The organism is Pseudonocardia petroleophila, from assembly GCF_014235185.1.
GTDB classification, from domain to species: domain Bacteria; phylum Actinomycetota; class Actinomycetes; order Mycobacteriales; family Pseudonocardiaceae; genus Pseudonocardia; species Pseudonocardia petroleophila.
Genome location: NZ_CP060131.1, coordinates 4,366,202 through 4,386,312, shown reverse-complemented (window position 1 = coordinate 4,386,312; position 20,111 = coordinate 4,366,202). Strand labels below are relative to the sequence as shown.

23 protein-coding genes are annotated in these 20,111 nt (G+C 75.0%); 12 read left to right on the top strand and 11 right to left on the bottom strand.

Features of this window, described 5'->3' with window-relative positions; all coding sequences use genetic code 11:
* The first annotated feature begins 18 nt into the window (after window positions 1–18).
* Genes H6H00_RS21695 through H6H00_RS21680 form a run of 4 tightly spaced genes read left to right on the top strand, consistent with a single transcriptional unit; the run spans window position 19 to window position 3,766 of the window.
* Window positions 19–522, top strand: a complete 504-nt coding sequence (locus H6H00_RS21695) for an LLM class oxidoreductase (protein ID WP_185717566.1) — start codon at window positions 19–21, stop codon at window positions 520–522.
* On the top strand, window positions 519–2,189 hold the full coding sequence (locus tag H6H00_RS21690) for an alpha-amylase family protein (protein WP_185717565.1): 1,671 nt from the start codon (window positions 519–521) through the stop codon (window positions 2,187–2,189). The genes H6H00_RS21695 and H6H00_RS21690 overlap by 4 nt, the downstream gene beginning before the upstream one ends.
* A gap of 12 nt (window positions 2,190–2,201) precedes the next feature.
* A complete protein-coding gene (locus H6H00_RS21685) occupies window positions 2,202–3,005 on the top strand; it encodes an SDR family NAD(P)-dependent oxidoreductase (RefSeq protein WP_185717564.1) in 804 nt (267 codons plus the stop codon).
* The gene (locus tag H6H00_RS21680) at window positions 3,002–3,766 is read left to right on the top strand and encodes a 5-formyltetrahydrofolate cyclo-ligase (RefSeq protein ID WP_185717563.1); all 765 of its coding nucleotides are present in this window, start codon (window positions 3,002–3,004) and stop codon (window positions 3,764–3,766) included. Before H6H00_RS21685 ends, H6H00_RS21680 begins: the two co-directional genes overlap by 4 nt.
* On the opposite strand, the gene H6H00_RS21675 is transcribed toward H6H00_RS21680, so the two are convergent.
* Window positions 3,757–4,509 (bottom strand): DUF3152 domain-containing protein, encoded by a 753-nt coding sequence (locus H6H00_RS21675; RefSeq protein ID WP_221775619.1) that lies wholly within the window; start codon window positions 4,507–4,509, stop codon window positions 3,757–3,759. The genes H6H00_RS21680 and H6H00_RS21675 overlap by 10 nt on opposite strands.
* An 88-nt stretch (window positions 4,510–4,597) precedes the next feature.
* Between H6H00_RS21675 and H6H00_RS21670 the strand changes: the two genes are divergently transcribed.
* Entirely contained in the window at window positions 4,598–5,227 is a 630-nt protein-coding gene (locus tag H6H00_RS21670; protein WP_185717561.1) for a TVP38/TMEM64 family protein, read from the top strand.
* Between the two features lie 8 nt (window positions 5,228–5,235).
* Here H6H00_RS21670 and H6H00_RS21665 read toward each other — a convergent pair whose 3' ends face one another.
* Window positions 5,236–5,439, bottom strand: a complete 204-nt coding sequence (locus tag H6H00_RS21665) for a hypothetical protein (protein ID WP_185717560.1) — start codon at window positions 5,437–5,439, stop codon at window positions 5,236–5,238.
* A gap of 18 nt (window positions 5,440–5,457) precedes the next feature.
* Between H6H00_RS21665 and H6H00_RS21660 the strand changes: the two genes are divergently transcribed.
* The gene (locus H6H00_RS21660; RefSeq protein WP_185717559.1) at window positions 5,458–5,697 is read left to right on the top strand and encodes a hypothetical protein; all 240 of its coding nucleotides are present in this window, start codon (window positions 5,458–5,460) and stop codon (window positions 5,695–5,697) included.
* Between the two features lies 1 nt (window position 5,698).
* Here H6H00_RS21660 and H6H00_RS21655 read toward each other — a convergent pair whose 3' ends face one another.
* The gene (locus H6H00_RS21655; RefSeq protein WP_221775618.1) at window positions 5,699–6,025 is read right to left on the bottom strand and encodes a hypothetical protein; all 327 of its coding nucleotides are present in this window, start codon (window positions 6,023–6,025) and stop codon (window positions 5,699–5,701) included.
* A 96-nt stretch (window positions 6,026–6,121) separates the two neighbouring features.
* Complete coding sequence (locus H6H00_RS21650) at window positions 6,122–7,765, bottom strand: glycoside hydrolase family 13 protein (protein ID WP_185717558.1); 1,644 nt, start codon at window positions 7,763–7,765, stop codon at window positions 6,122–6,124.
* 77 nt (window positions 7,766–7,842) lie between these two features.
* Between H6H00_RS21650 and H6H00_RS21645 the strand changes: the two genes are divergently transcribed.
* Entirely contained in the window at window positions 7,843–8,979 is a 1,137-nt protein-coding gene (locus tag H6H00_RS21645) for an ROK family transcriptional regulator (RefSeq protein ID WP_185717557.1), read from the top strand.
* 9 nt (window positions 8,980–8,988) lie between these two features.
* Here the strand turns inward: H6H00_RS21645 and H6H00_RS21640 are convergent, their stop codons facing one another.
* Entirely contained in the window at window positions 8,989–10,356 is a 1,368-nt protein-coding gene (locus tag H6H00_RS21640; protein ID WP_185717556.1) for a GPP34 family phosphoprotein, read from the bottom strand.
* A 69-nt stretch (window positions 10,357–10,425) separates the two neighbouring features.
* Complete coding sequence (locus H6H00_RS21635) at window positions 10,426–10,665, bottom strand: hypothetical protein (RefSeq protein ID WP_185717555.1); 240 nt, start codon at window positions 10,663–10,665, stop codon at window positions 10,426–10,428.
* A gap of 188 nt (window positions 10,666–10,853) precedes the next feature.
* Between H6H00_RS21635 and H6H00_RS21630 the strand changes: the two genes are divergently transcribed.
* The 5 genes from H6H00_RS21630 (at window position 10,854) to H6H00_RS21610 (ending at window position 15,773) form a co-directional block, all read left to right on the top strand.
* A complete protein-coding gene (locus H6H00_RS21630) occupies window positions 10,854–11,093 on the top strand; it encodes a DUF397 domain-containing protein (RefSeq protein WP_221776000.1) in 240 nt (79 codons plus the stop codon).
* A gap of 40 nt (window positions 11,094–11,133) precedes the next feature.
* A complete protein-coding gene (locus H6H00_RS21625) occupies window positions 11,134–11,736 on the top strand; it encodes a DUF5753 domain-containing protein (RefSeq protein WP_185717553.1) in 603 nt (200 codons plus the stop codon).
* A 16-nt stretch (window positions 11,737–11,752) separates the two neighbouring features.
* Entirely contained in the window at window positions 11,753–12,679 is a 927-nt protein-coding gene (locus H6H00_RS21620; protein ID WP_185717552.1) for an RluA family pseudouridine synthase, read from the top strand.
* On the top strand, window positions 12,676–13,266 hold the full coding sequence (locus H6H00_RS21615; protein ID WP_185717551.1) for an LURP-one-related family protein: 591 nt from the start codon (window positions 12,676–12,678) through the stop codon (window positions 13,264–13,266). The genes H6H00_RS21620 and H6H00_RS21615 overlap by 4 nt, the downstream gene beginning before the upstream one ends.
* Before the next feature lie 149 nt (window positions 13,267–13,415).
* Window positions 13,416–15,773, top strand: coding sequence for a putative bifunctional diguanylate cyclase/phosphodiesterase (locus H6H00_RS21610; protein WP_185717550.1), 2,358 nt, complete (start codon window positions 13,416–13,418; stop codon window positions 15,771–15,773).
* A gap of 10 nt (window positions 15,774–15,783) precedes the next feature.
* Here H6H00_RS21610 and H6H00_RS21605 read toward each other — a convergent pair whose 3' ends face one another.
* From H6H00_RS21605 to H6H00_RS21585, 5 genes are read right to left on the bottom strand one after another with little or no spacing between them, the layout of a single operon-like run.
* Window positions 15,784–16,404, bottom strand: a complete 621-nt coding sequence (locus H6H00_RS21605; RefSeq protein WP_185717549.1) for an L-threonylcarbamoyladenylate synthase — start codon at window positions 16,402–16,404, stop codon at window positions 15,784–15,786.
* Between the two features lie 9 nt (window positions 16,405–16,413).
* Window positions 16,414–16,995 (bottom strand): alpha/beta hydrolase, encoded by a 582-nt coding sequence (locus H6H00_RS21600; RefSeq protein WP_185717548.1) that lies wholly within the window; start codon window positions 16,993–16,995, stop codon window positions 16,414–16,416.
* Entirely contained in the window at window positions 16,992–17,936 is a 945-nt protein-coding gene (locus H6H00_RS21595) for a ring-cleaving dioxygenase (protein ID WP_185717547.1), read from the bottom strand. Before H6H00_RS21595 ends, H6H00_RS21600 begins: the two co-directional genes overlap by 4 nt.
* A 31-nt stretch (window positions 17,937–17,967) precedes the next feature.
* Complete coding sequence (locus H6H00_RS21590; RefSeq protein ID WP_185717546.1) at window positions 17,968–18,969, bottom strand: sugar phosphate isomerase/epimerase family protein; 1,002 nt, start codon at window positions 18,967–18,969, stop codon at window positions 17,968–17,970.
* The gene (locus tag H6H00_RS21585) at window positions 18,966–20,084 is read right to left on the bottom strand and encodes a Gfo/Idh/MocA family protein (RefSeq protein WP_185722623.1); all 1,119 of its coding nucleotides are present in this window, start codon (window positions 20,082–20,084) and stop codon (window positions 18,966–18,968) included. The genes H6H00_RS21590 and H6H00_RS21585 overlap by 4 nt, the downstream gene beginning before the upstream one ends.
* Between the last annotated feature and the right edge of the window lie 27 nt (window positions 20,085–20,111).

Here is a 20,111-nt window from a genome sequence, read left to right as displayed (position 1 = left end):
GAACGGGTAGTGGACGCGATGACAGTCTTCGGCTTCCACGCCCCGCTGCTCGTGGGAGCGGCGTGCAGCGTGGCGACGGCCCGGTGGTGCGCCGAGTGGGCCGACGGCCTGATCACCACGAACGCGCCGCTCCCGCACCTGCGGGAGATGGTCGACGCCTACCGCGGCGCCGGCGGGCGCGGGAAGCTGCACCTGCAGGTGCACGTCAGCTGGGCCCCCGACGAGGCGGAGGCGGAGGGGATCGCGCACGAGCAGTGGCGCAGCAACGTGTTCCCGCCGCCGGTCTGCTGGGACATCGACCACGTCGACACGTTCGACATCGTGTCCGAGCACGTGGACATCGACGTCGTGCGCGGCGTCGTGAACGTCTCCTCCGATCTCGGTCGGCACACCGCACAGCTCGCCGAGTACGCCGCGCTGGGCTTCGACGAGATCGCCCTGCACCACGTCGGCCGGGAACAGGACGCCTGGATCGACGCCTTCGGCGCCCACGTCCTGCCGCAGCTGGAGGACGCCGCATGAACCTGTCCCGCACCGCAGACCTGTGGTGGAAGAACGCGGTGGTCTACTGCCTGGACGTCGAGACGTTCGCCGACGGCAACGGCGACGGCTGCGGCGACTTCCGGGGCCTGATCCAGCACATCGACCACCTCGACCGCCTGGGCGTCACCTGCCTGTGGCTGATGCCGTTCTACCCGAGCCCCGACCGCGACGACGGCTACGACATCACCGACTTCTACGGCGTCGACCCGCGGCTGGGCACGCCGGGCGACGTCGTCGAGCTCGTGCGCACGGCCCGCGACCGCGGCATGCGGGTCATCGCCGACCTCGTGGTCAACCACACCTCGGCCGAGCACCCCTGGTTCGTCGACGCCCGCAGCAGCCGCGACTCCCCCAAGCGCGACTGGTACGTCTGGGCCGACGAGCGGCCCGCCGACGCCGCCGAGGGCGTCGTGTTCCCCGACCAGGAGACGAGCCGCTGGGAGTACGACCGGAGGACCAAGCAGTACTACCTGCACCAGTTCTACTCCCACCAGCCCGACCTCAACGTCGCGAACCCCGAGGTCCGCGACGAGATCGCGCGGATCATGGGCTACTGGATGGAGCTGGGCCTGTCCGGCTTCCGCGTCGACGCCGTGCCGTTCCTGCTGCAGACCGACCGCCGGCAGGACACCGTCGCCCTCCCCGACCCGCACGACTACCTCGCCGACCTCTCGGCGTTCCTGCGCCGCCGCAACGGGGAGGCCGTGCTGCTCGGCGAGGTCAACCTCCCCTACCCCGACACCATGCCGTTCTTCGGCGCCCGCGACGGCGGCGGCGCATGCGACGAGCTGACGATGTGCTTCGACTTCATCGGAATGCAGCAGATGTACCTCTCGCTCGCCCGCGCCGACGCCGAACCGCTCGCCGACGCGCTGCGGCAGCGCCCCGACCCGCCCGAGGACGGGCACTGGGCGACCTTCGTGCGCAATCACGACGAGCTGACGCTGGACAAGCTCACCGACTCCCAGCGCGCCGAGGTGTTCGCCGCGTTCGGGCCCGACGAGGACATGCAGGTCTACGGTCGCGGCCTGCGCAGGCGGCTGCCGACGATGCTCGGCGGCGACGAGCGGCGGGTCCGGATGGTCTACAGCCTGCTGTTCTCGCTGCCCGGGACGCCGGTCATGTACTACGGCGAGGAGATCGGCATGGCCGAGAACCTCGCGCTGGAGGGCCGGTTCGCCGTCCGCACCCCGATGCAGTGGACCCCCGAGCCGCACGGCGGGTTCTCCACCGCCGACCCGTCGACGTTCCCGGGCCCGGTCGTCGAGGGCGAGTACGGCCCCGCGCACGTCAACGTCCGCGACCAGGTGCGCGACCCCGGTTCCCTGCTGGCCTGGTTCCGCCTGCTCGTCGACTGCTACCGGGCCTGCCCGGAGCTGGCCTGGGGCACCTACACGGTCCTGGACCCCGGCCCGGACGCCCGACCCGTCCTCGCCCACCGCTGCGACGCGGACGGCGCCACCGTCGTCGCCCTGCACAACCTGGCCGACGACGACGTCGAGGCGGTGCCGGTGCTGCCCGAGCTGGCCGGGACCGTGCTGACCGACGTCCTCGATCCCACCGCCGAACCCGTCCGGGTCGGCAAGGACGGCTCGGCGGCGGTGGCGCTCGGCCCGTACGGCTGTCGGTGGCTGCGCACCGGATGAGAGGGTGTACCCGTGGGTAACCCAGGAACGGCTCCGGTGGCGGTGGTGACGGGCGCGGCCCGCGGATTCGGGCGGGAGATCGCGCGGCGGCTGGTGGCGCGCGGGCACCGGGTGGTGATCACCGACCTGGACGAGGCCGCGGTCACCGCCACGGCCGACGAGCTGGGGGCGACCGGGATCGCCGCGGACGCGCGGATCGCCGCCGACCACGCCCGCGTGGCCGCCGCCGCGGTCGAGCTCGGGACCGTCGGCGTGTGGGTCAACAACGCGGGCGTGCTCAAGGCGGGCAAGGTCTGGGAGCAGTCCGACGACGACATCGCGCTGATGATCGACGCCAACGTCCACGGCGTCATCCACGGGTCCCGCGCCGCGATCGGCGTGATGCGCGAGCGCGGCGGACACCTGCTCAACATCGCGTCGATGTCGGCGCACGGCCCGGTCCCGGGGCTCGCGGTCTACGCCGCGTCGAAGTCGGCGGTGCTGAACTTCACCACCAGCCTGCAGGGCGACCTCGATCTCGACGGCATCCCAATCCGGGCCCACGCCCTGTGCCCCGACGCCGCCGACACCGCGCTCGTCCGCGCCGAGCAGGGCCACCGCGACACCGCGATCCTGCACTCGCAGAAGACCCTCCTCACCCCCGGGGCCGTCGCCGACGCCGCGATGGGCCTGCTCGACGGCAAGCGCCTGGTGCTCTCGCTCCCGCTGCGCCGCGCGGTGATGGCCCGCTCCGGGTCCGTGCTGCCCAGCATCGCGCTGCCCGTGCTGGCGCGGATGCGGGCGCAGGGCGAGCGGCGACGCGTCGCGGGGTCGTGAGCACCCGCCACGATCACGACGCGGGCGGCGACGCCGACCTGCTCGCGGCCAAGGCCGCGCTGCGCGAGGAGGTGTGGACCGCGCTGGTCGACGGCGGCGTGTCCCGCTTCCCCGGAGCCCGCAACCGGATCTCCAACTTCACCGGCTCCGAGGCCGCGGCCGAGCGCCTGCGCGGGACCGACGCGTGGGCCGCGGCGCGGACGGTCAAGGCCAACCCCGACTCCGCGCAGCTCCCCGTGCGGCAGCGCGCGCTGGAGGACGGGCGCACCGTCTACATGGCGGTGCCGCGCCTGGCCGAGCCCGACCCGTTCTTCCTGCTCGACCCCGACCACCTCGCCGACACACCGCGCAGGGCCGCGTCCATCGCCGGGGCCACCCGCTCGGCGCGCCGGGTCGCGGTGGCCGATCTCGAACCGGTGGACCTCGTCGTCACCGGCTGCGTGGCCGTCGGCGAGGACGGGGCCCGGCTCGGCAAGGGCGGGGGCTTCGCCGACCTCGAGTTCGCCCTCGCCACCGCCGCCGGTCTGATCGGTCCGCACACGCTCGTCGTCACGACGGTGCACGAGCTGCAGGTCCGCCCGGCGGGGACGATCCCGACCGCGGGCCACGACGCACCGGTCGACCTCGTCGTCACACCCGACCGGATCGTCGACTGCCGGGGTGCCCGCACCGGGCGTCCGACCGGCGGCATCCGCTGGTCGGAGCTGACCGAGGCCAAGATCGCGGCGATCCCGCTGCTTGGGCGCCTGCGTCAGGGGTAGGGCCAGGGGTTCGGCGCGCACGGCCGCACGCCCTTGGTCTGCTGCTGCATCACCGGCGCGGGCGCACCCGGCGCCGGGCAGGACTCGTGCCCGTGCCCCAGCACGTGCCCGACCTCGTGGTTGACGACGTAGTGCCGGTAGCCGGTGCGGTCGTCGCCGTAGTCGGGGTGGGCCAGGACCCAGCGGTGGAAGGTGAGCACCGCGCGCGGGCCGCTGCGGCAGGACAGCTTCCCGTACGTGACGAGCGGGCGGCACAGGGCGGCCGAGGTGTCCGGGCTCGCGAGCACCACGACGATCTCGGCGTCGCCGTCGGTGCGGGCGAACGTCATCGCCCCGTCACGGCCCCAGCCGCGCGGGTCGTTCAGGGTGGCGAGGACGAACCCGGCGAACACCGCCCCGTCGACGGGCAGGCCGCCCTCGACCTCGACGCGCACCGTCCGGACCGGACCGAAACCCGGTGCGGGCGCGGACCCCGCGACGACGGCCGTCGTCCCCGTCCCGACCTGCGGCACGACGTCCTCCAGGATCCCGGCGGCGGCGTCGGCCGGCGGCACCGCCGGGGACGGTGACCCCGTCGGGGCGGCCGTCACCGGGGAGGCGGGCACCGGGGAGGCGGGCACCGGCGACGCGGGCACCGGCGGCGGGGTCGGTTCGGGGGGCGCGTCCGGCAGGACCCCGGGCACGGCGAGCAGGCCCGCGCCGAGGGCGACGGCCAGCGCGACCAGCCGGGCACGGCGCAGCACCCGATCAGGGTCGCACGCGCCACGGCGGTTCGGCAGGACGTACACCCGACCCGGGCCCTACCGTGGCGCCAGGCCCAGGAGGTGTCCGGTGCGTCGATGGTGGAAGCCCACCCTGCTCGGCGCCTTCGTCGTGGCCGCCGTCGTGGTGGCGCTGACGGTCGGGGTGCCCCCGCTCCCCGAGGTCCGCGCGGCCGTCGCCGACGCCGGATGGGCCGGCCCGGTGCTGTTCGCCGCGCTCTACGCGGGCCTGTCGTTGACGCCCGTGCCCGCGACCGTCCTCAGCATCGCCGCCGGGGTGCTGTTCGGGTGGGCCGTCGGGGTGCCGGTCGTGATGGCGGGGGCGTTCACCGGCGCGGCCATCGGGTTCCTGCTCGCCCGCCACCTGGGCCGCACCGCGCTCGACGGCGTCGGCGGGGAACGCCTGGCCCGCCTCGACGCGTTCCTGCGCCGCCGCGGGCTGGTCGCCGTCCTGGCCGTCCGGATGGTCCCGATCCTGCCGTTCGCGGTGATCAACATGGCGTGCGGGCTGTCGGCGCTGCGCACGCGCGACTACCTGGTCGGCAGCGGGCTCGGGATGCTCCCGGCCGTCACCGCGTTCGTCGGCATCGGCGCGTACGGCACCGAGCCGGGCTCGCTGCCGTTCCTGGTCTCCGCGGGCGGGCTGGCCCTGCTGCTGGTGGGCGGCGCCGTGCTCGCCCGACGGCGCCGCCTCGCCTGACCCCCCGCTCAGTCGTCGTCGGGGTCGTCGTTCCCCCTCCACTCCCGGTCGGCCCGGTCGTTGGCCTCGGTGCGCTCCCGCGCGATCTCCAGCGCCCGTGCGGCCGTCTCCCGGTCCGGGTAGGGGCCGAGCCGGTCGGCCGCCCGCACGCCCTCGTCGGCCGTCACGACCCGGCCGTCCTTCAGGCTGTAGTACCACTCCTCGTCGCTCATGCGGTGCAGAATGCACCAATGGCGACGGCAGTGCTGGTGGGCGGTCCGTGGGACGGGCACACCGAGGAGGTGGCGCTCGACGGCGAGGGGCTCCCACCTCGGCTGATCCCCCGGTTCCGGGACACCACGATCTACACCGAGGACACCGGGCACATGCCCGTCCGGATCCCCGAGCGCGCGTACCGGCGCCGCGGGCCGCACCCGTCGGACGCGGGGACCTGGGTCTACGAACCCGACGTCGACGACCCGCTCGCGTAGCTCAGCCGCCCGCGCCGGGCCGCACGCGCACGACCACCTCGGTGTCGGTGACGGACTCGACGCCGACGGCGAAGCCCTCGACCTGCGTCTCCCCGCCGACCGGGACGGTGACGGTCTGCCCGGCCACCTGGATCGTCGCGGCACCGGCGTCGACGCCGACGAGCTGCGCGGAGATGCCCAGGACCGACACGGACGCGTCGCCGGAGCGGGGGAAGGTGACGGTGCAGCCGTCGAGGCCGCAGTCGGTGTTCGACCCGCCGGCACCGCATCCGGCGACGGTGAACAGCACGATCAGGGCAGCGAGGGCGGTACGGCGCATTCGGGACACGCACGGAGGGTAAGGGGCGGGCGTCGGCGCGCCGCGGCTGGGCGGCGTAGCCGAGGACCGGCCCCGGGGGTCCCGGCGCGGCGGCGCCGGGCCCGCTCAGGTCGTCGTCAGCCACACCGCCGCGTCGACGGGCAGCACGTCCAGCACCGCCTCCGTCGCCAGCAGGACGCGACCACCGGAGGGCAGGGGAACCGGCGCCGACGACAGGTTCACCACGCAGGTGAACCCGTCCCCCCGCGAGAACGCCAGCACCCCGTCCTCGGACGGCAGCCACTCCAGCGTCCCGTCGCCCAGCGCCGGGTGCGACCTGCGCAGGGCCAGCGCGGCGCGGTAGAGCGTCAGCATCGACGCCGGGTCCCCGTCCTGCGCCTGCACGCTGACCTCGGCGAAGCCGGCGGGCTGCGGCAGCCACGGGGCGGGTGAGCCGTCGGGGCTGAAGCCGAACGGCGACGCCGTGCCCGACCACGGGATCGGCACCCGGCAGCCGTCGCGGCCGCGCTCGGTGTGCCCGGAGCGCTCCCAGGTCGGGTCCTGGAGCACCGCGTCGGGAAGGTCCTCGACCTCCCACAGGCCCAGCTCGTCGCCCTGGTAGACGTACGCGCCGCCGGGCAGCGCCAGCATCAGCAGCGCGGCGGCGCGGGCGCGGCGGCGGCCCAGCTCGATGTCGAGCTCCTCGACGGGGGCGAGGTCGCTCAGCGCGTGCCCCGTCGCCGGGGGCCGGCCCAGCCGCGAGACGTGCCGGACGACGTCGTGGTTGGACAGCACCCAGGTCGCGGGCGCGCCGACCCCGCCCATCGTGGCGAGCGAGGAGTCGATCACCTTCCGCAGGTCGCCCGCCTCCCAGCGGGCGCCGAGGTAGTCGAAGTTGAACGCGGTGTGCAGCTCGTCGGGGCGCAGGTAGCGGGCCAGGCGGTCGTGCGAGGCCACCCAGGCCTCCGCGACGAAGATCTTCGGGTCCGCGTAGGAGTCGGCCACCCGCCGCCAGCCGCGGTAGACCTCGTGCACGCCGTCGAGGTCCCAGAACGGGTGCCCGCCGTCGCCGACGGTGTCCATCTGCCGGTCGGGGCCGACGTCCGGCAGCGCCTGGTCCTTGACCAGCGAGTGCGCGACGTCGATCCGGAACCCGTCGACGCCGCGGTCGAACCAGAACCGCAGGATCGACTCGAACTCCGCGCGGACCTCCGGGTGCTCCCAGTTCAGGTCGGGCTGCTTGACGTCGAACAGGTGCAGGTACCACTCGCCGTCGGGGACCTGCTGCCAGGCCGGGCCGCCGAAGACGCTGCGCCAGTCGTTGGGCGGGCCGTCGCCACGGCCCGGCCGGAACACGTAGCGCGACCGCTCCGGCGACCCCGGCCCCGCCGCGAGCGCCGCGCGGAACCACTCGTGCTCGTCGGAGGTGTGGTTGGGGACGATGTCGAGGATCACCCGCAGCCCGGCCGCGTGGGCCTCCTCGACGAGCGCCGCGGCCTCGTCGGCGGTGCCGAACGCGGGCTCGACGGCGCGGTAGTCGGCCACGTCGTAGCCGGCGTCGGCCATCGGCGACGGGTACCACGGGTTGATCCACAGCGCGTCGACGCCGAGGTCGCGCAGGTAGCCGAGCTTCGCCCGGATCCCGGCGACGTCGCCGAGGCCGTCGCCGTTGCCGTCGGCGAAGCTGCGGATGTAGAGCTGGTAGACCACGGCGTCGCGCCACCACGTCCGCGCCGCCGTGGTGGGGGAAGTGGCCGTTGCCGAGCTCATCGCGCTCCTCGAAGACGTAGCGGTGGGATTGATTCACCACCTTGCGTTACTACCCCCGGGTCCGTCAAGGTGATCCGGTGTCCGGAACCGATGTGGTGCGGCGGCTCAACACGCAGGCCGTGCTGGACGTCGTGCTGGACGCCGGTCGCAGCAGCGGCGCCGATCTCATGGCCCGCACCGGCCTGTCCCGCCCGACCGTGCACGCCGTCTGCGACGACCTGATCGAGCGCGGCTGGCTCGTGGAACCCCCGCGGCCCGGTACCGCCCGCCCCGGCCGCCCCGCCCGGATCTACGCGCCCCGCCCCGGCGCGGGCTTCGTGCTCGCCGTCGACATGGGCGCGACGTCGGTGCGGGCGGCGGTCGCCGACCTCGGCGGCGCCGTCGCTGGCGAGGCCGCCGCGGTGTTCGCCCACGAGCACGTCCCGGCCGCCGACCGGCTCGCCCTGACCCGCGGGACCTGCCGGCGCGCCCTCGACGCCGCGGGCGCCGCCCCGGAGCAGCTGCTCGGCGCGGTGCTCGGGGTCCCGGCCCCGGTCGACGCCTGCGGGCGCGCGTCCGCCGACGAGGACTACCTCCCCGGGCTCGCCGCGCTCGACCTGCGCACCGCGCTCGCCCCCGTCGTCCCGGAGGCGGTGGTCGAGAACGACGCCAACCTCGCCGTGGCCGCGGAGCGCTGGCGCGGCGTCGCCCACGGCGTCGACGACGTGGTGCTGGTGCTCGCCGGGGAGCGCCTCGGCGCCGGGGTCTGCCTGGGCGGGCGGGTCGTGCGCGGGCACCGCGGGGGCGTCGGCGAGATGGGCTTCCTCGACCTCGTCGACGGCGTCGGCGGCACCGCCGCGATCGGCAACCTCGTGCGCCGCTGGGGCTCGGCCGAGCTCGGCCGGACGGTGCGGGCCGAGCAGGTCGTCGCCGCGGCGGGGGCCGGTGATCCGGCCGCGCGCGCGGTCCTCGACGCCGTGGCGCGGCGGATCGCCCGGGCCCTGGCCGTGCTCGCGACCCTGCTCGATCCCGAGCTGCTCGTGGTGGGCGGCGCCGTGGCCGCCGCGGGCGAGGTGCTGCTGGCCCCGCTGCGGCGGGAGGTCGCCCGCGTGGCGGCCCGGCCGGTCCGGCTCGCCGCGTCCACCCTCGCCGACCGCGGGGTGCTGCTCGGCGCCGTCCGCGTCGCCCTCGACGACGTGCGCCCCCGGCTGCTGGACCTGCGGCCGGCCCGCTAGGCCGACGCGTCAGCGCGGGGCCAGCATCTCCCGCAGGGCCGCGGTGTCGGGGTGGGCCGGACCCAGGCCGTCCGCGGCGTCGCGGGCGGCCCGGTCGTACTCCGTGCGGGCCTCGACCGGGCGCCCGGCCGCGTCGAGGCAGTGCGCGAGCGCGGCGCGGATCGCGACCGTCGTGCGGTGCCCCGGACCCCAGGTCTCCTGCGCGTCGCGCAGCGCCGATCCGAGCACGACCAGCGCCGCGCGGGTGTCGCCGTCGTCGGCGTGGCTCAGGCCCGCCCCCAGCCGGGAGGTGAGCGTGTCGGGATGGGCCGCGCCGAGCACCCGGGTGCGGTGGGCCACCACCAGCAGGTAGTGCGCCAGTGCTTCGGCGGGCCGGTCCGCGGTCCGGTGCACCGCGGCGAGCACGTCCCGCGCGGTCAGGGCGAGCGGGTGGTCGGCCCCGAGCGTGCGCTCCCGGTCGTCGAGCGTGTCGACCAGCAGCGGGATGCCGGACCCGGGCCGCCCGGCCGCGAGGTAGGCGACGGCCAGATTGCCCTCGGCGACGAGCGTGTCCGGATCGGTGGCGCCGAGGTCGTGGACGGCCTCGGCGACGACCTCTTCCAGCACCGGCACGGCGTCGTGCGGGCGGTCGGCGGCGACGAGGGCCGCTCCGGCGTCGTGCCGCTCCCGCAGCCCGGAGCGCCCGGGCCGGGCGTGCGGGGCCTCGGCCCGGCGCTGCATCACCGCACCCTCGACGAGCAGCCGCGCACCCGCGAACCGGCCCCCACCGGGCATGGCCCGCACCGGGACCTCCGCCAGCGCGGTGACGACGGCGGCCGGACCCGCGGGCAGCTCGGCGACCAGCTCGTCGAGGAAGCCGGACCCGGTCACGAGGACGTCGTCCGCCCCCGCGGCGAGCACGAGCGCGAGCACGACCGCCCCCGGCAGGTCGAACGACCCGGGGTCGGCGACCCGCTGCTCCAGCTCCAGCCGCGCGCGGACGGCCCGCACCGGGTCCGCCGCGGGCCAGCGCGGGGCCGTGCGCAGCCGCCGCGGCGCCTCCCAGCGCAGCACACCCGCGTCGACCAGGTCCTCGGCGGTCCGGTCGTGGACGGCGCCGCCGAGGTCCCCCGCCCACTCCCGCACCCCCCGCGGCTCGCCCGGGGCGGCGACGGCGGCGACGACGAGGTCCCCGACGGGGTCGTCGTGGCGGGGGCCGCGGCGGCCGACGACGACCACCCGGTCACCCTCGACGGCGATCCGCCCGGCGACCATCAGGCTCACCAGCTGGGCGCCGAACAGGGCGGCGCGGACAGCGCGGGGCCCGGTCGCGGCGCGCCCCGTGACGGGGTCGTGCAGCACCGTGAACACGCTCGGGACGAGATGGGTGTGCTTCATGGGCCCCGGCAAGATACGCCGGTGGTACACGGCGGCCGACGTCCGAGGGGAGGCGCCGGCCGCCGGTGCTCAGGCGCCCTGCGCGCGGGTGTGGCGGCGCCGGGCGAGCTCGGCGATGCCGTGCAGGGCGCACGGCCACGCGGTGCCCGGGAGGCCCGTGCCGCCCTGGGTGCAGGTGCGGCAGCGACCGGTGCGGTCGGGCAGGTGCAGCGTCAGCAGCCGCTCCCAGACCTCGACCATCGGCGCCAGCTCGTCGGCGAGGCGGAAGTGCAGCGGGCTGGTCAGCCCGGGGGCGTCGGGATCGCCCATCCCGGGCAGCGGGGTGACCCGCGCCGGGCCCGCCGGTTCGTCCGCGCCCCGCCGAGACGGCGGATCCGCCTCCCACGACCGGTTCACGAGCATCCCCCCGAGTCCACGTACGCCCCCCGCCATCGCTGTGTGTCGCACGACCGCCGCCGTGTCGACCGCAACCCGATCGTGTCGGAACGAGCTTGCATCTGCAAGTGCTGGTGCGTGAACATCTGCACGTGCATCTGCAAGCGACGCTCGCCTGGCGCAAGAGTTCCGCGAGCAACCCCAGCGGCAACTGCGTGGAGGTGGCGGCCCTGCCGGACGGGGCGGTGGCGATGCGCAACTCCCGCCATCCGACCGGTCCCACGCTCGTCTACACTCGCGCCGAGATCGCGGCGTTCCTCGACGGCGTCCGCGCCGGGGAGTTCGACGACCTCGCCGACTGACGCCGAGCCGCCCGACCCGGCGGGTCGATCGGGGGGTCCGGTGCAGGACGAGGACCGCAGGCGCTACCACGACCTGCGCCCCGACTGGGCCGAGTCCTACATCCGGCTGGAGCGGGCCGCGAGCCTGATCCGCACCTACGAGGTGCAGTTCGTCCCCGGTCTCCTGCAGACCCCCGACTACGCGCGGGCGGTCCTGAGCGTCGTGCACGACGACCCGGGCGAGGTCGAGCGCCGGGTCGGGCTGCGCATCCGGCGCCAGGCGCTGCTCGACGCGCCCGGCGGGCCCCGGCTGTGGGCGGTCGTCGACGAGGCGGCGCTGCGCCGGATGATCGGCGGCCGCGAGCTCGGCCGGGCCCAGCTCGACCACCTCGTCGCGCTCGCCGAGCGGCCGAACGTGAAGGTCCAGGTGGCCCCGTTCCACTTCGACGGCCACGCGGCGGCAGGCGGCCCGTTCACGATCCTGCGCTTCCCCGACCGCGACGCCCCCGACGTCGTCGTCCTCGAGCAGCTCAGCGGCGCGCTGTACCTGGACAAACCCTCCGACGTGGAGCAGTACCGGCGGGTGATGGACCGCCTGTGCACGCAGGTCGAGCCGCTCGACCGCACCGCCGCGATCCTCCGCGCGATCCGGGCGGAGCTGTAGCCCTGAGGAAGCAGCCATGAGGAAGCGGCCGGCCTCCCCCCTCCCCCTGCGGCTGGGTCTCGACCCGGTCCGCCTCCGCACGCCCGACGTCGGGGACACCCCGTGGGCGACGATGCGCGACCACCTCGTCGAGCGGCTCCCCCGCGTCGCCCCGGAGCGGGTCGAGGAGATGCTGGAGCAGGGCCGGATCGTCGACGCCGACGGCCCGCTCGACCTCGCGGCGCCCTTCCGCCCCGGCACCTACCTGTGGTTCCACCGCGACCTGCCCGAGGAGACGCCGGTCCCGTTCCCGATCGGGATCGTGCACCGCGACGACGACCTGCTCGTCGTCGACAAGCCGCACTTCCTGGCCACGATCCCGCGGGGGCAGCACGTCGCCGAGACCGCACTGGTGCGCCTGCGCCGCGACCTCGACCTGCCCGAGCTCAGCCCCGCGCACCGGCTCGACCGCGGGACGGCCGGGCTGGTCATGTTCGTCGTGCACCGGGAGCGGCGCGGGGCGTACCAGACGCTGTTCCGGGACCGCCGCGTCCACAAGGTCTACGAGGCCGTCGCGCCGCACGACCCGGACCTGGAGCTGCCGCGGACCGTCCGCAGCCGGATCGTCAAGGAGCGCGGGGTGCTCCAGGCCCGCGAGGTCGACGGCCCGCCCAACGCCGAGACGCTCGTCGAGCTGGTGGAGCAGCGCGGTGGCCTGGCCCGCTACCGGCTGACCCCGCGGACCGGGCGCACCCACCAGCTGCGGCTGCACATGGCCTCCCTCGGCGTCCCGATCCTCGACGACGACTTCTACCCCGTGGTCCGCGAGCAGCCGCTCGACGACTTCACCCGCCCCCTGCAGCTGCTCGCCGCCGAGCTCGCCTTCACCGACCCGGTCACCGGCACGGCCCGCCGGTTCCGCTCCGGGCTGCGGCTGCGCGACCTGCCACACTCCCCCGCATGACGATGCAGGTCCCCCGGTTCTTCGTCCGCCAGAAGGTCACGCTGATGGTCAACCGGTACCTCGTGTTCGCCGCGAACCCGGACGGCACCGAGGGGCAGCTGATGGCGTTCGCCGAGCAGAAGCGGATGAAGCTGAAGGAGGAGGTCACCTTCTTCACCGACGAGACGAAGCAGCGTCGGGTGTTCTCCTTCCGGGCCCGCCAGCGCCTCGACGTCCGCGCCGAGCACGACGTGTTCGACGAGTCCGGGCAGCCGATCGGGTACTTCCGCAAGGAGTTCGGGGCCAGCCTGCTGCGCTCCACCTGGACGCTCGGAGGGCCGGGCCTCGACGCCCGCGGACAGGAGCGCCGTCCCGTCGTCGCGATCCTGCGCCGGGTCTGGACCGCGATCCCGTACCTGGGAGACATCTGGGTGCCGTTCGTCTTCCACTTCGACTTCGTCGACTCCGTCACCGGCGCGCCCGTGCTCACCAGCGAGCGGCAGCGCTCTATCCGCGACCGCTACGACGTCACCGTCCTGGACCCCCGGCTGGACTTCCGCGTGGCGGCGTCGATGGCCGTGGCCCTCGACGCGCTGCAGAGCCGCTGACCCGCGCGCGACCGGTGGCCGGACCACCCTCCCGGGTGATCCCGGTGCCGCCGACCTCAGGATCGGTGCCGCGTGTCGCACCGTGGGCCCGGTGACCTCAACGGAACGCCCTCGGCCACCGAAGGCACAGCCGTGACCGAGGCACAGCCGTGACCGTCTCCCCGCTCCCCACCGCATCGTCGCTGCGCGCACTGGTGCCCGGCACGGGGGTCGCCGCCGTCACCGCGTTCCTGATCCTGGCGGGGATCACGACCGCCGTGGACGGCGCGGCGCAGCAGTGGGCGGCGAACCTCGGCGTGCTCGCGTTCGCGGCCGCGGCGGTCGCGGGGTGCGTGCGGGCCGCGCGGCGCTCGCGCGGGCGCTCCCGCCGGGGCTGGGCCGCGCTGGCGGCCGCGGCCGGCTCCTGGGGCGGCGGGCAGGTCGCCTGGACGGCGCTGGAGTCCCTCGGCATCACGACCCCGTTCCCGTCGGTGGCCGACCTCGGCTACCTCGGCTTCCCGGTCTGCGCGCTGGTCGGCCTCGCGCTGCTCTCCCCGCGCGCGGGCTGGGCGGGCCCGCGCCGGCTGCTCGACGCGCTCACCGTCGGCTGCGCGCTGGCGCTGCTCGCCTGGTTCGCCGTGATCGACCCGCTCGCCGCGGGCCGGACGCTCGTCGAGGCGTCGGTGGCGCTGACCTACCCGGTCCTCGACGTCGTGCTGCTCACCGTCACCGTCCTGTCGCTGGCCCAGACCCGGGAGAAGCCGCTGCTGTGGGCCCTGCTCGGGCTCTCGATGGTCGCGATGGCGGTCTCCGACGTCCTGTTCTCCTACGCGACGGCGGCGGGCACCTACCTGTCCGGCTCGGCCGTCGACTGGGGGTGGTGGGCCGCGTTCCTGCTGCTCGCCACCGCGGGATCGCTGGTGACGGGGCCGCGGTCGAGCAGCCCGCGGCCCCCCGCGGTCCGGACCGTCGCCCCGGCGAGCCTGCTGCCCTACCTGCCGCTGTCGGCCGTCGTGCTCGTCGCGGCGGTCGAGTCGGCGACCGGGACGGGACTGGACCCGGTCGCCGTCGGGATTATCGTCGTGCTGGTCGGGCTGGTGCTGTCCCGCCAGTACGTCACCGTGCGCGACAACATGACGCTCGCCCGCACCGTGCAGGAGCGGGAGGCCCAGCTGCACGAGCTGGCCTTCCGCGACGGGCTCACCGGGCTGGCCAACCGGGCGCTGTTCCTGGACCGCCTCGGCCACGCCCTCGACCTGTCCACCCGCGACCGCCGACCGGTGTCGGTGGTGTTCCTCGACCTCGACGGGTTCAAGGCGGTCAACGACGGCCTCGGCCACGCGATGGGCGACCTCCTGCTGGTCGGCGTCGCCGAGCGCCTGCGCGCGACCCTCCGGGCGTCGGACACCCTGGCCCGCCTGGGCGGCGACGAGTTCGCGGTGCTCGTCGAGCAGGGGACGCGCTTCGAGCACGACGCCGCGACCGTCGCGCAGCACCTGCTCGACTCCTTCGCGGCCCCGTTCCAGATCCGCGGACGCACGGTGTCGGTGTCGGCGAGCATCGGTGTGGCCTCGGTCGAGCCCGGCGTCGACCCGCCGGGCGCCGAGCACGCGGCCACCCTGCTGCACCGCGCCGACGTCGCGATGTACGCGGTGAAGGAGGCGGGGCGGGGCGGCGGGATCCTCGTGCACTCGCCGTCGCTCGACCTGGAGCGCGGCCGCGACGAGCCCGCGCTGCAGCGCGCGTTCGCCACGGCGCTGGAGCAGGGCCGGGTCCAGGCGGTCTACCAGCCGGTCGTCGACCCGGTGACCGGCCGGATCGGGGCCTTCGAGGCGCTGGCGCGGTGGACCCACGACGGCGACGAGATCCCGCCGGCGACGTTCGTGCCGATCTCCGCGCGCGCCGGGCTCTCCGAGCACCTCACCGCGCTGATGCTCGACCAGGCGTGCACCCAGCTGGGCGCGTGGAACCGCGCGCTCGGGCACCGCAGGCTGCGGGTCGCGGTCAACGTCAACCCCTCCGAGCTGACCGACGTGGGCCTGCCCGACCGGATCGCGGCGCTGTTCGACCGGCACGGGCTGGCCGCGGGGCAGCTCGCGCTGGAGATCACCGAGAGCGGGATGACCACCCGCCCGGACACCGCGGTCGACGTGATGAACGCGCTGCGGGCCTCCGGCGTCCGGCTCGCCCTCGACGACTTCGGCACCGGCTTCTCGACACTGGCCCGGCTGTCCAGCACCCCCGTCGACACCGTGAAGATCGACCGGTTCTTCGTGGCCGACATCGACCACGACGTGCAGCGGAAGCGGTTCCTCGTCGGGCTGTTCGAGCTGACCCGCCACCTCGGGCTGCGGACCGTCGCCGAGGGCGTCGAGCGGCCGGGTCAGCTGCGCGAGCTGCGCCGGCTGGGCTGCGACCTCGTGCAGGGGCACCTGATCGGCCGCCCGGCGACCCCCGAGGAGCTCACCCCGGTGGTGCTGGCCGAGCAGCCGGTCATCGACCCCGAGCTGCTCGGGCGCGTCGGCTGATCCCCGCCCCCTACGCGAAGCGGGACGGGTCCCCCGCGCCGACGCGCACGATCTCCGGCTCGTCACCGGACAGGTCGACGACGGTGGTCGGCTCGGTGCCGCACTCCCCCGAGTCGATGACGGCGTCGACGACGTGGTCGAGGCGCTCCTTGATGTCCCAGCCCTGCGTCATCGGCTCGTCCTGGTCGGGGAGCAGCAGGGTCGAGGACAGCAGCGGCTCCCCGAGCTCGGCCAGCAGCGCCTGGGTGACGACGTGGTCCGGGATCCGCACCCCGACGGTCTTCTTCTTCGGGTGCAGCAGCCGGCGCGGCACCTCCTTGGTGGCGGGCAGGATGAACGTGTACTGGCCCGGCGTCGCCGCCTTCACCGACCGGAACACCGCGTTGCTGACCTGCACGAACTGGCCGAGCTGCGCGAAGTCGGCGCACACCAGCGTGAAGTGGTGCCGGTCGTCGAGGTGCCGGATCTCGCGGATCCGGTCGAGCCCCTTGCCGTTGCCGAGCTGGCAGCCCAGCGCGAAGCAGGAGTCGGTCGGGTAGGCGATCAGCCCGCCGTCGCGGACGAGGTCGGCGACCTGGGTGATCGACCGCCGCTGCGGGTCGACGGGATGCACATCGAAGTAGCGCGCCATCCCGCGAGGTTAGCGGTCCAGGAAGGCCTTCAGCTCGGGAAGGACGGCCGCATCGATCCCGTGCCCGCCGTCGTGCGGGAACTCCTCGACCTCGGCCCCGCACCCGCGCAGCTGCGCCACCAGGGTGGCCGTCTCGGCCGCGGACACCAGCGGGTCGCGGCGGCCGTTGGACACGGCGACCCGCTTCCCGGTGAGGTCGACGGAGCCGGGTCCGTCGCGGAAGGGCACCATCGCCGCCAGCAGCACCGCCGCCGAGAGCACCTCGGGGCGTCGGAACAGCAGCGCCGAGGCGGTGTTGGCCCCGTTGGAGAACCCGGCCGCGACCCACGGCCCGGCGTCGACGCCGAGCACGAAGTCGGCCAGCTCGTCGACGCGGGCCCGCAGGTCGTCCTCGTCGAGCACGCCCTCGGCGAGGCGGCGGAAGAACCGGTTGGCCCCGTTCTCCGACACCCGCCCGCGCGGGGAGAGGACGGGAGCGCCCGGAGCGAGGTGGTCGCGCAGCGGGAGCAGGTCGTGCTCGTCGCCGCCGGTGCCGTGCAGCAGGAGCAACGGGGTGCCGGCACCCGGGAGCCGGACGTGCTCGAAGGTCACGACGGCACCCGCAGGGTGGGCAGCGACGCGGCGATCTGCTCGCGCGTCGGCTCCAGCCACGGCGGCAGCTTCAGCGCGCGGCCCAGCTCCAGCAGCGGCTCGTCGATCGCGAACCCGGGCTCGTCGGTGGCGATCTCGAACAGCACGCCGCCGGGCTCGCGGAAGTAGATGGAGGTGAAGTACTGCCGGTCGAGGATCTCGGTGACCTGCATCCCGGCCTCGACCAGCTCCGCGCGCCAGGCGGCCTGCGTCGCCCGGTCCGCGACCCGGAACGCGACGTGGTGCACGGTGCCGCCGGCCTGGCGCCCCTCCGGCCCGCGGTCGCCCGCGACGTCGAGCACCGCGCCCGCCCCGCCCCCGGCCATCGCGAACCGGGCGCGGTCGCCGTCCTCGCCCGCCGCGCTCATCCCGAGCAGCCCGGTCAGCAGCTCGACGGTGGGGTCGGGCAGCCGCTCGGACAGCGTGACCGAGTGCAGGCCGCGCACCGCGTGCTCGGCGGGCACGTCGGCGACGCCGTCCCAGCCCGAGCGGGTGTCGCCCGGTGCGGCGACGACGTCGATGACGAGGCCGTCCGGGTCGCGGAAGGTCAGCACCTCCTCGCCGTCACGGGTGCGCGGGCCCTCGTGCGCGATCCCGAGCCCGGCGACCCGGCTCTGCCACCAGCCCAGCGACTCCGGCGGCACGCTGAACGCGGTCGCCGTCGTCAGCCCGCTGCCCTGCCGCCCGGCGGGCACGCCGCGCCAGGGGAAGAACGTGAGGATCGACGACGGCGAACCGGTCTCGTCGCCGTAGTACAGGTGGTAGACGTCGGGGGCGTCGAAGTTGACCGTCTGCTTGACCAGCCGCAGGCCGAGGACGGCCGTGTAGAAGTCGACGTTGGCCTGCGGGTCGGAGGCGATCGCGGTGACGTGGTGCAGCCCGTGCGGGGCGAGGTCCGTCATGCCCCCACACTAGTTGTCTGAGCAATCACCGCTACTTCTGGGAGAACGCGGCGTCGAACGCCGCCGACGGCGGGTCGAACGCCTGGCTCCGCACGAACGCCAGCGCCTCCGGGGCCCCGACGAGGCGGTCCATGCCCGCGTCCTCCCACTCGACCGAGATCGGGCCGGAGTAGCCGATCGTGTTGAGCATCCGGAAGCACGCCTCCCACGGCACGTCGCCGTGCCCGGTCGAGACGAAGTCCCAGCCGCGCCGCGGGTCGGCCCAGGGCAGGTGCGAGCCCATCCGGCCGTTGCGCCCGTTGCCGACCTGGCGCTTCGCGTCCTTGCAGTCGACGTGGTAGATCCGGTCGGCGAAGTCCCACAGGAACCCGACCGGGTCGAGGTCCTGCCAGACGAAGTGGCTGGGGTCCCAGTTCAGCCCGAACGCCGGACGGCGGTCGACGGCCTCCAGCGCGGCGACCGTCGTCCAGTAGTCGTAGGCGATCTCGCTGGGGTGCACCTCGTGGGCGAACCGCACCCCGACCTCGTCGAACACGTCGAGGATCGGGTTCCAGCGGTCGGCGAAGTCGCGGTAGCCCGCGTCGACCATCGACTGCGGCACCGGCGGGAACATCGCCACGGTCTTCCAGATGCTCGACCCGGTGAACCCGACGACGGTGTCGACGCCGAGCTTCGCCGCGGCGCGGGCGGTCATCTGCATTGCCTCGGCCGCGCGCTGCCGCACGCCCTCGGGCTCCCCGTCGCCCCACACCCGCGGCGGCAGGATCGCCTCGTGCCGGGCGTCGATCGGGTCGTCGCAGACGGCCTGGCCGGTGAGGTGGTTGGAGATCGCGAACACCTGCAGCCCGTGCTTGTCCAGGATGTCGCGGCGCCCCTGCACGTAGCCCTCGTCCTCGACGGCGGCCCAGACGTCGAAGTGGTCGCCCCAGCAGGCGATCTCCAGGCCGTCGTAGCCCCACTCCCCGGCCAGGCGCGCGACCTCCTCGAACGGCAGGTCCGCCCACTGGCCCGTGAACAGCGTGACCGGTCTCATCGGTCGATCTCCTTCCACTGGCTCCCGGCCTCGGCCGAGCGCGCGACGGCGTCGAGCACGAGCTGGACGCCCAGCCCGTCGGCGAACGACGGGACGGGGTCGGTCCCCGCCGCCACGTCGCGCACCAGGTCGACGATCTCGTGGGTGAACGTGTGCTCGTAGCCCAGCCCGTGGCCGGGCGGCCACCAGGCCCCCGCGTACGGGTGCACGGGCTCGGTGACCAGGATCCGCCGGAACCCGGCGACCTCGGGGTCGTCGCCGCCGTCGAGGAACTGCAGCTCGTTCATCTGCTCGAAGTCGAACGCGACCGAGCCCGCGCTGCCGTTGACCTCGAGGCGGATCTGGTTCTTGCGCCCGGTCGCGAAGCGGGTGGCCTCGAAGCTCGCCACCGCCCCCGAGGCGAAGCGGCCCAGGAACAGCGCCGCGTCGTCGACGGTGACCGGTCCTCGGCCCTGCCCCGACGGCAGCGGGCGCTCCCGGACGAAGGTCTCGGTGAGCCCGCAGACGCCGGTGAGGCGGTCGCCGGTGACGTACTGCGCGAGGTCGACGACGTGCGCGCCGATGTCGCCGAGTGCCCCCGATCCGGCGCGCTCGGCCTGCAGGCGCCACACCAGCGGCGCCTGCGGGTCGACGATCCAGTCCTGCAGGTAGGTCGCGCGGACGTGCCGGACCTCCCCGATCCGGCCCTGCTCGACCAGCCGCCTGGCCAGCGTCACCGCGGGCACGCGGCGGTAGTTGAAGCCGACCATCGACCGCACCCCGGACGCCTGCGCCCGCTCGGCGGCGGCGACCATCGCGCGCGCCTCCTCGACGGTGTTGGCCAGCGGCTTCTCGCACAGCACGTGCTTGCCCGCCTCGAGCGCCGCGACCGCGATCTCCGCGTGCACGTCACCGGGCGCGCAGACGTCGACGAGCTGCACGTCGTCGCGGGTCAGCAGCTGCTTCCAGTCGGTCTCGACGTCGCGCCAGCCCAGCCGGTCGGCCGCGGCCCGGGTCGTCGCGGCGTCGCGGCCGCACAGGACCGCCATGTCCGGGGCCAGCGGGAGGTCGAAGAAGCGGCCGGCCGTGCGCCACGCCTGGGAGTGGGCGGCCCCCATGAAGGCGTGGCCGACCATCCCGACTCCCAGTGCCCCGACACCGGG